This window comes from Bacillota bacterium (assembly GCA_029961055.1).
Taxonomy (GTDB): Bacteria; Bacillota; Sulfobacillia; order JAIMAT01; family JAIMAT01; genus JAIMAT01.
In genome coordinates this window covers 60,606-70,505 of the sequence record JASBVM010000002.1, presented here as the reverse complement: position 1 = coordinate 70,505, position 9,900 = coordinate 60,606, and the positions used below count along the sequence as shown (strand labels likewise).

Annotated in this window: 12 protein-coding genes and 1 pseudogene; 1 reads left to right on the top strand and 12 read right to left on the bottom strand. The window is 71.8% G+C overall.

Going from position 1 to position 9,900, the window contains the following annotated elements:
* Positions 1-229 precede the first annotated feature (229 nt).
* The 10 genes from lysS to QJR14_00930 form a co-directional block, all read right to left on the bottom strand.
* Positions 230-1,726: a lysine--tRNA ligase gene (gene lysS, locus QJR14_00975; protein MDI3316198.1), complete on the bottom strand. Its 1,497-nt coding sequence runs from the start codon at positions 1,724-1,726 to the stop codon at positions 230-232.
* A gap of 17 nt (positions 1,727-1,743) precedes the next feature.
* A complete protein-coding gene (greA, locus tag QJR14_00970) occupies positions 1,744-2,220 on the bottom strand; it encodes a transcription elongation factor GreA (protein MDI3316197.1) in 477 nt (158 codons plus the stop codon).
* A gap of 28 nt (positions 2,221-2,248) precedes the next feature.
* Positions 2,249-3,226, bottom strand: coding sequence for a quinate 5-dehydrogenase (locus QJR14_00965; protein MDI3316196.1), 978 nt, complete (start codon positions 3,224-3,226; stop codon positions 2,249-2,251).
* A 97-nt stretch (positions 3,227-3,323) separates the two neighbouring features.
* On the bottom strand, positions 3,324-3,749 hold the full coding sequence (locus tag QJR14_00960; protein ID MDI3316195.1) for a bifunctional nuclease family protein: 426 nt from the start codon (positions 3,747-3,749) through the stop codon (positions 3,324-3,326).
* A 114-nt stretch (positions 3,750-3,863) separates the two neighbouring features.
* Positions 3,864-4,823, bottom strand: coding sequence for a P1 family peptidase (locus QJR14_00955; GenBank protein MDI3316194.1), 960 nt, complete (start codon positions 4,821-4,823; stop codon positions 3,864-3,866).
* Positions 4,824-4,829: 6 nt separating this feature from the next.
* Positions 4,830-5,648: a biotin--[acetyl-CoA-carboxylase] ligase gene (locus QJR14_00950; protein ID MDI3316193.1), complete on the bottom strand. Its 819-nt coding sequence runs from the start codon at positions 5,646-5,648 to the stop codon at positions 4,830-4,832.
* Between the two features lie 74 nt (positions 5,649-5,722).
* On the bottom strand, positions 5,723-6,169 hold the full coding sequence (locus tag QJR14_00945; GenBank protein ID MDI3316192.1) for a DUF2203 domain-containing protein: 447 nt from the start codon (positions 6,167-6,169) through the stop codon (positions 5,723-5,725).
* Positions 6,170-6,240: 71 nt separating this feature from the next.
* On the bottom strand, positions 6,241-6,642 hold the full coding sequence (locus tag QJR14_00940) for a CoA-binding protein (protein ID MDI3316191.1): 402 nt from the start codon (positions 6,640-6,642) through the stop codon (positions 6,241-6,243).
* Between the two features lie 132 nt (positions 6,643-6,774).
* Entirely contained in the window at positions 6,775-7,416 is a 642-nt protein-coding gene (locus QJR14_00935) for a CBS and ACT domain-containing protein (GenBank protein ID MDI3316190.1), read from the bottom strand.
* 13 nt (positions 7,417-7,429) lie between these two features.
* Positions 7,430-8,419: an alkaline phosphatase family protein gene (locus tag QJR14_00930; GenBank protein MDI3316189.1), complete on the bottom strand. Its 990-nt coding sequence runs from the start codon at positions 8,417-8,419 to the stop codon at positions 7,430-7,432.
* A gap of 104 nt (positions 8,420-8,523) precedes the next feature.
* Here QJR14_00930 and QJR14_00925 point away from each other — a divergent pair.
* Positions 8,524-8,823: pseudogene (locus tag QJR14_00925) on the top strand (DUF1805 domain-containing protein).
* Here the strand turns inward: QJR14_00925 and QJR14_00920 are convergent.
* Both QJR14_00920 and QJR14_00915 read right to left on the bottom strand, forming a co-directional pair.
* Positions 8,814-9,500 carry a TetR/AcrR family transcriptional regulator gene (locus QJR14_00920; GenBank protein ID MDI3316188.1) on the bottom strand — a complete coding sequence of 229 codons (687 nt, stop codon included), beginning with the start codon at positions 9,498-9,500 and terminating at the stop codon, positions 8,814-8,816. The pseudogene QJR14_00925 and the gene QJR14_00920 overlap by 10 nt on opposite strands.
* Entirely contained in the window at positions 9,497-9,898 is a 402-nt protein-coding gene (locus QJR14_00915) for a DUF309 domain-containing protein (GenBank protein MDI3316187.1), read from the bottom strand. Before QJR14_00915 ends, QJR14_00920 begins: the two co-directional genes overlap by 4 nt.
* Positions 9,899-9,900 lie beyond the last annotated feature (2 nt).

The following is a 9,900-nucleotide window of genomic DNA, read 5'->3' as shown; positions in this document are numbered from 1 at the left end:
TCCACTCCCGGCGGAGCCTCCCCCTGTGCGGTTTTCAAGGACCGATCCGCGGAGCCCCGGTTCCTTCGCCCGGAGCAGCGCCGGCAATCTTTCATGCTATCCGCGCCCTGCTGAACCGTCAACGCCCAACTCTTGCCTGTCGTTCGTTTCACCCGGCTCAGCGGCACAACGAGTTTAGAGCCCGGTACCCGGCCTGTCAAGCCGGTCCGGTCGCCCCGTCGGCCGCGGGTCAGCCGCCCTGCCTGCCTTCCTCAGGCCGCATCAAGGGGAAGAGGATGACATCGCGGATGGAGGGCGAGTCGGTGAAGAGCATGGCCAACCGGTCCATGCCGATACCCAGCCCTCCGGTGGGCGGCAGGCCGTACTCCAGAGCCCGGATGTAATCTTCGTCCAGGCTCTGCGCCTCGGCGTTGCCGCGCCGCCGCTCCTCCATCTGCGCGAGGAAGCGCCGGCGCTGGTCGGCAGGATCGTTCAGCTCGGAGAAGGCGTTGGCCAGCTCCATGCCGCGGATCATCAGCTCGAAGCGGTAGGTGAGCCGCGGGTCGCTCTCCTTCCTCCGGGCCAGCGGCGAGACCGCCACCGGGTGGTCGATCACGAAGGTGGGCTGGACCAGGCGGGGCTGGATCCTCTTCTCGAAGAGCTCGTCCAGCACCTGGCCGCCGGTGGCGGTGGACGGCACCTCGACGCCCAGCCGTCGTGCCTCGGACCGCGCGGCCTCGTCGTCGTCCAGCCATTCGAAGGGATCGCGGCCGGTCTCCTGGCGGATCGCCTCCACCATGGAGAGGCGCGGCCAATCGCCGCCCAGCTCGATCTCGTCGCCCTGGTAGACCAGGCGCGTCGAGCCCAGCAGCCGCCGGGCGAGGTGCTGGAGAAGCTCCTGCGTGATCCGCATCATGTCCGTGTAGTCCGCGTAGGCCTGGTAGAGCTCGAGCATGGTGAACTCCGGGTTGTGCCGCGTCGAGATCCCTTCGTTGCGGAAGACGCGGCCGATCTCGTAGACCCGCTCCAGCCCGCCCACGATCAGGCGCTTCAGGTGGAGCTCCGTGGCGATCCTCAGGTAGAGGTCGAGGTCGAGGGCGTTGTGATGCGTGACGAAGGGGCGTGCACTGGCGCCGCCTGCCAGCGGTGCCATCATCGGCGTCTCCACCTCGAGGAAGCCCCGCTCGTCCAGGAAGCGCCGCGTCTCCCGGATCAGCTCGCTGCGCAGGACGAAGGTGCGCACCGTCTCCGGACGGACGATCAGATCGAGGTAACGCTGCCTGTAGCGGACGTCCACGTCCTTCAGCCCGTGCCACTTGTCGGGCAGCGGCCGGAGCGCCTTGGCCAGGAGCGTCCAGCCCTCCAGCTCGACCGTCACCTCGCCCCGCCGGGTGCGGAAGAGGCGGCCGACGGCACCGATCACGTCGCCCACGTCCAGCTGCCCGAAGAGCTCGTACCCGGCTTCGCCCAGCAGGTCGGCACGGGCATGGAGCTGGATCCGTCCCGTCCGGTCCTGCAGGTCGGCGAAGGTGGCGCGGCCGTGGGCGCGGATCGCCATCAACCGGCCTGCACAGCGGACCTGCCGGCCTTCCAGCGCATCGAACCGTTCCTTGAAGTCCGCGGCGTGGCCGCTCGTCTCGAAACGGCCGCCATAAGGGTCCATACCCGCGGCCCGGAAGGTCTCCAACTTCGCGGCGCGGGCCGCGATCTGCTCCTGTTCGGGCGTGTTCGCCGGTCTGGGATCCACCCGTCCACACCGCCGTCTCAGCGACGCACCGAGAGGATCCGGAAGCGCGCCCGGCCGTCCGGAAGACCGACCTCGACGGTGGTGCCGGCGCGACCACCCATCAGCGCGCGGCCGACGGGCGACTGGTAGGAGATGCTGGCATGCGCCGGGTCGGCCTCGCTGGAGCCGACGATGCGCAGTTCCATCCGGTCCCCGCTGTCCAGGTCCTCCACCTCCACGCGGGAGCCGACGTTGACCACATCCGGGTCGATGTTCTCCTCGTCCACCATCTGCGCGTTCCGCAACACCTTCTCGAGGGCGGCGATCCGCCCCTCGATGAAAGCCTGCTCGTTCTTGGCCGCGTCGTACTCGGAGTTCTCCGAGAGGTCGCCGTAGCCGCGCGCCACCTTGATGCGCTCGGCGACTTCCTTGCGGCGGACGGTCTTCAGCTCCTCGAGCTCGCGCTCCAGCTTGCGCAGTCCTTCCTCGGTCAAGATCACCTGGGATTCGTCCATCGTCACGTTCACCTGCCTGGATCTCCGCTCACGGCTCGTCGGGACGGGCCTCGCGGTGTTGGGAGCCGGACGCCGCCGTGGTGGCAGCTGGCGCACCGGGTCCAAGCTCCTCGATATGTGGGCGGAAGCCGAGTTGCTCCAGCATCCGCCTATACTCCTCCGCCGTCAACTCCTCGGGTCGACGCCCCGAAGCCGCGACCAGCAGCGCCTCCATCACGTTGGTGCCGAACGACCGCCCTCCGAACTGGGGCGTGGTGGTCACCAGCCTGCCCGCTCCGCGCTGCCGGAGGAGGTCGATATCCGCGGCCGTGACGGTGTTGGTCAGAATCGTCTGCCCCGTCAGCCGGTCCGGCAGGTGGCGCCGGATGTACAGCCAGTCCCCGGCGATCCACCGGTGCTCGAGGTACCAGCGGGTGTACCGGGGTGAGGCGGTGATCCGCTCCTGCTCCCGGCCCACGGGGTAGAGCAGGGCGAAGGGAAGCTGGGCTACCACCGGCACCAGCAGGCGGGCCAGGAGGGCGAGCGTCCCCAGCGAGTGGAGCGGGATGGGCAGGCCGAGCGCGAAGAGGAAGTCGCCGAAGGTGACCACCGCTCCGGCCTCGACCAGCGCCTCCGCCATGCCGAACCGGTCCATGGCGGAGACCAGCAGGACCCGGGCGCCGCGCAGGCCCATGTTCGGGTCCGCCGCCAGCTGCTGGACCACCATCCGCTCCAGGGTGTCCTTCAGGCCGCTCCCGTCGACGATGGGCGTCTTCCGGGCGGCCCGAGCCAGCCTGACGGCGTCGCGCAGGATGTAGCGCCGGCGCCCTGCCGCCAGGTACAGGTCGATGCCGCCCATGCCGAAGCAGTCGACGCGACCGTCCAGCTCGCGGATGAGGGCCACCGCGCGGGCCATGTCGCCGTCGGTGCCGCGGCGCTCGACGAGAAAGCGCTCGCCGAGCAGCTCCACCTCCACCCGGTGGTCGCGGGTCGAGGATCCCAGGCTGACACTGACCACGTGCTTCAAGGTGTCCCTTCCTTCCGGGAAGATCGAGGCGACGAGGCGGCGGCCACGCACGCGACCCATGCGCGGCCCGCGCACGGCCGCCGGCCGGGTCTCGCTCTCACTCCTCTTGTTGGCCTCTCTCCGGAGCCACAAAGGCCGCTTTCTCCAGGACCGCCTCGCTCACCAGGATCGGCGCCCCGGTCCGCGCGGCCAGCGCCACCGCGTCGCTGGGCCGGCAGTCGATCTCCTGCACCCCCTGCTCCGTGTCGAGGTCCAGCTGGGCGTAGAAGGTATCGTCGCGGAGGTCGTGGATGATGACGCGGATCAGGCGTGCTTGCAGCCGGCGGATCAGTGTGGCCAGGAGGTCGTGCGTCTGCGGTCGCGGCACCTCGATCTCCCGGAGAGCCAGTGCGATGGAGGCGGCTTCGGCGCTGCCGATGTTGATGGCCAGCAGCCGGTTCCCCTTCACCTCCTGCAGGAGCATGAGATGCTGGTCCGGCTCGCCGTTGAGCGCCCCCACGTTGAGGACGACCATCTCGACCATGTCGCCCGACCCCTCCTGGCGGTGTCGACCCGGCGCCGCGAGAGCCCGCGGACCCGCCGGCGTCGCGGATGGCCGCCGCTTCCCCTGAGTCTAACCCCGCGCGCGGAGCGGCGCCTAGCCCTCCGCCGGCTCGGCGGCCCGCAAACCTCCCGCAGGCCGGGCTGTCCGCACGGCTCGCAGGATCGCGAGCTCCGTCGCCCGCGCGGCCAGAGCGCCCACCACCGAGACCGCGGCCGCCCGATCCCCGGTCGAGAGCGCGAAGACGGTGTCGCCGTCGAACAGGGTGTGAACGGGGACGATGGCCCGGGCCAGCCCGTCGTGGGCCATCTCTGCCACCTTGTTCGCCTCTTCCTTGGTCAGCCGCGCGTCGGTGGCCACCACCACCAGGGTGGTGTGGCCCAGTCCCAGGTTGCCCAGCTCCCGTGCCGAGCGGAGGAGCTCCAGGGTGTCCACCGGCTCACCCGTCAGCGGGTTGGTGGGACCCGCCACCCGCGCCCCCGTCTCCGGATCGCGGATCTCTCCGAAGGCGTTGACGACGGCCAAGGCACCCACCGTCACGCCGCTGTCCAGCCGGAGCGCGGCCGAGCCGAGACCCGACTTGGTCGCCCGGGCGATGCCCAGCGCCTTCCCCACCGTGGCGCCGCAGCCGGCGCCCACGTTCCCCTCCGCGAAGTCGAGCGTGGCCCGCGACGCGGCCAGATACCCCATCTCGGCATCCGGCCGCCGGTCAGCCCGCCCCAGGTCGAGATCGTAGATGACGGCCGCAGGCACGATGGGAACCCGCACCTCGCCCGCCTGGTAGCCTCGCCCGTGCTCCTCCAGCCAGCGCATGACGCCATCGGCCGCCGCCAAACCGAAGGCGCTCCCGCCTGTGAGCAGCACGGCGTCGACCCGCTGGACCAGCCGGCCCGGGCGGAGCAGGTCGGTCTCCCGGGTCCCCGGCGCCGAGCCGCGCACGTCCACCCCCGCCACCGCCGGCCGGTCGGCGAGGACGACGGTGCAGCCGGTCAGCGCTTCCTGATCGTCGGCGTGACCCACCCGGATGCCCGGGACGTCGGTGAGCTTGCCCAGCATGCCGCTCTACCTTTCACGTCTGACACGGTCCAACGAGAGCCGGCCGCTGTGCGCCACCAGCAGCTGGCCGTCCGCCAGCACCAGCTCGATGCCGCCGTCGGCGCGGATCGCCATCAGCCGCCCCTCGGTCCGCCGCGCGCCCTGCACCAGCGTCACCTCTCCGCCGAGCCCGCCCGCCCGTGCCACGTACGCGGCCAGCACCGCCGCCAGGCGTCCCGCCCTCAATTCCTCCACCCGTTCGTGCAGCCGGACCAGGAGGGTACGCCCCAGCTCGGCGCGCGGCACCGGCCGGCCCAGCGCCCGCACCAGCGAGGTGGTGGGGAGGCGAACCGCGGGGGGCAGGTCCAGCGCGGTCAGGTTGACGTCCATGCCCACGCCCACCACGGCCACGGAGGGGCGGTGACCCTGGTAGGAGATCTCGACGAAGACCCCGCCGAAGGTCCTCCCCGACAGTTGCAGTTCGCCCGGCCAGACGATCTGCGGGGCCAGCCCTGCCTGCTCCTCGACCGCCTCGGCGGCGGCGACGGCCGCCGCCAGGGTCAGGATGCCGGCTTCGCCCCGTTGGACTCCGGGGCGGAGCAGGGCCGAGAGCCAGAGGCCGCCGCCGCTGGGCGAATACCAGCGCCTGCCTCCCGCGGCCCGGCCGCTGGCCTGCTCCTCGGCCACCACCACGCTCCACTCCTCGGCGCCCTCGGCCGCCCAGCGCTTGAGGACCTCGTTGGTCGAGTCCACCGATGGCAGGACGCGCAAGGCCGCCAACCACTCCTGGTCGGCGAGAAGCACCGGAAGCTCCTGGCTGAGGTCATCCTTCAGGAGGACCGCCACGGGTGCAACCCTCCCAACCGGTATGCGGGGCGGGGAACCATCGGCCTGCGCGCCGGCGCCGTCCGGTCCGGCGGTCAGCGGGGACGGCGGCGAACGGCGGGCAGGCGCTCGGACTCGGGCGACAGCGGCCGCCGGTCGCCGAATCCGTCATGCACCCCGTGATAATGACCGACGAAACTCTCGCCAGCCTGCCAGCAGAGCATCACGTCCCGGCCCTCCACCAGGGCCGGGAAATCGACCACGCCCATCTCCACGTCGCGGAGCTGGCAACCCAGCTCCTCCAACTCCGCGATCAGGGCTCGCCCCTCCCGCAGGAGGTGGCGCATCGCCTGGCGTTCCAGGCGGTAGTCAAGCCGCATGATCAGACGGCCATCCGGCCGCCGGCCCACCGCCCGGATACGCTCGCTGGCCTCGGCGTGCTGTCGACCTTCCCGGAGCAGCCGTTGCAGCATCAGGATCCGATCCTCGAGAAAGGGCAACAGGACGTTCGCCTCGGCGACCGTGAAGTAGCGGTAGCCCACCGTCGACCTCCTTCCGCTCGCTGCATTATACCGCGGGGAAGGACGGGGGCCGGTGGAAGATCGACCCCGGCTCAGTCACCGAGGAGGCGGCGATGTTCCACCTTCATACAGCGGTCCATGACCACCAGGAGGCCCGCATCCCGCGCCTTCCGGGCGGCCTCCGGGGCGATCACGCCAAGCTGGAGCCAGAGGGCGCCGACGGAGCCGCGGCGCAGCACCTGCTCCACCACCCCCGGAACCTCCTCGGGCCGGCGGAAGACATCGACCACGTCCACGGCCAGTTCCGCCGGGATACTCTCCACGCTGGGATACGAGCGCTCGCCGAGGATCTCGTCGTGGCCGGGGTTGACGGGCACGATGCGGTAGCCGTGCTCCTGCAGATAGCGGGCCACGTCATGGCTGGGCCGCTCCGGCCGGGGCGACAGCCCCACCACCGCCACGGTCCGCGCGCGGCGCAGGAGATCCGCGAGGATCTCGTCGCCGGGGTTCTCCCAGACGGCCCCCTGACCGCCATCCAAGGCAGAGACGGACACGGGCGCTCCCCCTTTCTCCCACCCTCTGAACTCTATATCTTAGAATTCCGCTCTGCACCTCGCTGCCGTGGCTCAGTCGCCCTCCCCGGGCCAGCTCACCTCGAAACCCGCGGCCCGAAGGCTCTCCACGGCAGGGCGAGGGTCGATCCCCTCCAGCCGGAGGATGAGGCGGCAGCCTTCGCCTTCTGGCTGGCTGAGCAGGCTGAGCGCGCAGAGGCCTGCCTGCTGCAGCGCACCCCCCAGCCGCCCCAGCGCCCCCGGGTCGTGGGGCAGCCGGACCTCGATCCGCGAGCTCCCGGACGCCAGCACGCCGGTCAGCACGGCCAAGTGGCGCAAGAGGTCGCTGGTGCTGACGATGCCCACCAGCGCACCGCTCTCGTCCACCACCGGGAGGGCGCTCACCTTCCGGTCCAGCATGAGCGCCGCCGCCTCTTCCACCGGCTCGTCGGGTCCGATGGTCTCCACGGGCGTGATCATCACGTAGCGGACAGGCGTCCGGTCGAAGGCGGTGGTATCCGGCCGGCTCTCCAACGAGGAGGGAGCGGCGTCCCGCAGGTCACGGTCGGAGATCATCCCCACCAGCCTGTCGCCCTCCGCCACGGGAAGGTGGCGGAAACCGTGCTCCCGGACGATCTGCCAGGCGTCGCGCAGGCTCATCGACGGCGGGACGGAGATCACCGGACGGCTCATCAGGTCGCGGATCCGCATCGCCATCGCCTCCATCCCATCATCCCCGGGCCGCCGGCCCGGCCGCCATCGGTTGGCGGGCGGATACGCCCAGCGCCTCCTGCACCGCTCCCGCCACGTCCACCAGGCTGCGCAGGCGGGGCACCAGCCTCTCCCGCCCCGCCCCCGCCAGCGCCAGGAAGGCCGGGTTGGTGGTATGCCGCCGGCTCGCCGGCTCCTCCACGTTACCATGGTCGCTCGCCACCAGCAGCAGCGTCTCGGAGAGATCGCTCGCCTCCAGCAGCGCGCCCAGGAAGGAGTCCAGGGCGTGCAGCCGCGCGCGGATCAGGGAGGCTTCCCTGCGGTGACCCGCCTCGTCGGTCAGCCAGTACTCGAAGAGCGTGAAGGCGTGAAGCCGCCCCAACTGTGCCAGACGCCGCCCCGCCTCGGCCGGGTCGGGGCCCAGGTCGTGCGGAACGGCGAGACCGCGCTCCAGCTCCTTCGGGCCGCGGAGCGGGACGCCGGCCACGTCCGCAGCCCAGGCGCTGGCGGGCGGTCGGAGCCAAGCCGGGCGGCCCGGATCGGGCGGGTGGAGGTGGAGGTCGACGCGGCCCCGGGCGCCTTCCTGGGCCAGCCAGAGTTCGCGCATCCGGGCGAACCACCGGAGGAAGCCGTCGCTGTGGGAGTTGGCCAGGGCCACCGGCAGGCCGGCTCCGCGGAGGCGGAGGAGCAGGTTGTCCGCGCGCAGGAGGCGGATCAGGGTCGGCGTGGGCTGCCCGCTCCGGTGGCGTCCCAGGCGGGCCGCGGCGTTCACCCCGGTGAGCAGGGCGGTCTGCCCGGTCGCGCTCTGTGGAAGACCGGGCAGACCGAGGCCGGCGTCGACGGGAACCAGCGTGGCCAGCCTGCCCTCCCGGGGCTCGCGGCCTTCCGGAGGCAGGTCGCCCCCCAGGATGCGCCAAGTGGGGAGGCCCGGGTCGTCGAACGGGCTGCCCCGGGCGTGCGACGGCACGCCCACGCCGTCGACAAAGACCAGGATCACGTGTGCCGCCACGTCCGCTCCCTCCCGCCCGGCCTCCTCCGCACCTCGTCCTCGGGCCGCACATATACCGTGCCGCGGGGGACGCCCCCCTCGACTCAGGCCGGAGGTGGACCAAAGTGGTCAGGCTCTTCCCCGTCGTCGTCGACGGTGTCACCGCCACCGGAATCGAGATCGAACTGCCCCGCACCCACCTGGCCGTGGTGAGCGGCGATCGAGGCTACCTGATGTGCGGGGCGCTGGACGTCGCCCTCCTGGACGACCGGCTGGGCAGCCGACGCATCGTGGCCGGCCGCGCCGTCGGGGTCCGGACCGTGGCCGAGCTCCTGGAAGCTCCCCTGGAGTCGGTCACCCGTGAGGCGGCGGCCCTCGGCCTGCGACCCGGGATGCTGGGCCGCGAGGCGCTCCCCTACCTGGTCTCCAGCGCCGCATCCACGCCGGGGAGCGGTTCCCTCGCCGGGACCGGGGGCGAGGCGCCGGCCGCGCCTTTGTCCTGGCGGCCGGAGAAGCCGGGCAGGTAGAACTTGAGCACCTGCTCCAGCACCCGGCGCACGTCCAGGTGGCTGCCGGGCTCCACCAAGCGCTCGACCAGGAAGATGTTGACGATCCCCAGGACGGTCAACGCTCCCACCCGCGTCTCGCGCCCGCGCGGGCGCGGCAGGAACCGCTGCATGAAGGTGCTCAGCGAGCCGACCAGCCGGCCGAAGTAGAGCTGGCGGACGTCGCGGAGCGGCTGCTCGCCGAAGCCGAACATCTCCCGGGCCACGATCTGCATGGAGGGACCGTAGCCGGCGAAGTAGCGCAGGTAGAGGACGACGAACCGCCGGATTCCGGCCTCCAGCGTCCGCGCCCGGGCCAGGGCCGCCTCGGTCGCCTGCGCCAGGCGCTCGAGGTGCTCGGTGACCACCGTGCGGTAGAGCTGCTCCTTGTTGCCGAAGTAGTAGTAGATCATGGGCTTGGTCGTGTTGGCGGCCTGGGCGATGGCGCGGACGGAAGTGCCGGCGAAGCCCTGCTGGGCGAAGAGCTGCGTCGCGCTGCGGAAGATCCGCTCGCGGACCTCGTCGGGCGCTCCGTGCGACGGCAGCGACAGCTTCATCCCGATCCCTCCTCCTCCGCCTCCGCCTCGCCGGTCGGAGGCGCCAGCTCCAGCGGTGGCAGGGGGGCCAGGCCCAGCCCGGGCAACGCGTCGGGCACGGCGGCCTGGCGCTCCAGCGTCTCCTGGATCCAGCCGCGGAGCGCCCCCACGTCCAGACCGCGGAAACGGTCGGGGTAGGGCGCCAAAAGGCGGAGCGCCTGCTGGAGGTGGCGCCGGAAGCCGCGGGGATTGCCGCGCCCCGCGTGGACGTGGGCGGCGGCGACGATGATCAGCGCCTGGTAGAAGGGGTCGTGCCCGCGAGCGCGCCAGAGGTCCTCGAGGACCTCGTGGCTCTCGAAGTACCGCCCCTCGTTGAACAGTTCCACGAAGCGCCGGTAGGCCTCGGGCCAGGTCCGCATCG